Source organism: Pseudomonas sp. 30_B, from assembly GCF_017491605.1.
Lineage (GTDB): Bacteria > Pseudomonadota > Gammaproteobacteria > Pseudomonadales > Pseudomonadaceae > Pseudomonas.
This window is the reverse complement of the sequence record NZ_JAFGYY010000463.1, coordinates 1-247: the sequence shown is the minus strand read 5'-3', so window position 1 is coordinate 247 and position 247 is coordinate 1. Positions and strand designations below refer to the sequence as shown.

Sequence of the window (247 nt, the reverse complement as noted above, 5' to 3'; positions counted from 1 at the left end):
ACGGACTACGGGCCGGGCGTGGGGTGGCCGGAGGACCGGAACACCACGCACTGGCTGGAGAACCGGGGCACGGTGGCGGCGGTGGAAATTTCGGTCGATATCGTCCGGCTGGGGTGAATCCGGCGCAGGTGGGGCTAGGCCTTCGCGGTCTCTTCCAGCAGCGCGGCCTGTACCAGCAGGTGCAGGTCGCCGTCCGGATGTTGCTCCAGCCAGGCCTTCAGGTCGCGGAGCATCGCGGGCGTCCAGA

1 pseudogene is annotated in these 247 nt (G+C 69.2%); it reads left to right on the top strand.

From position 1 onward, the window contains the following. Positions 1-117 (top strand): annotated as a pseudogene (locus J5M67_RS29720) (cupin); the annotation flags it as partial. Positions 118-247 lie beyond the last annotated feature (130 nt).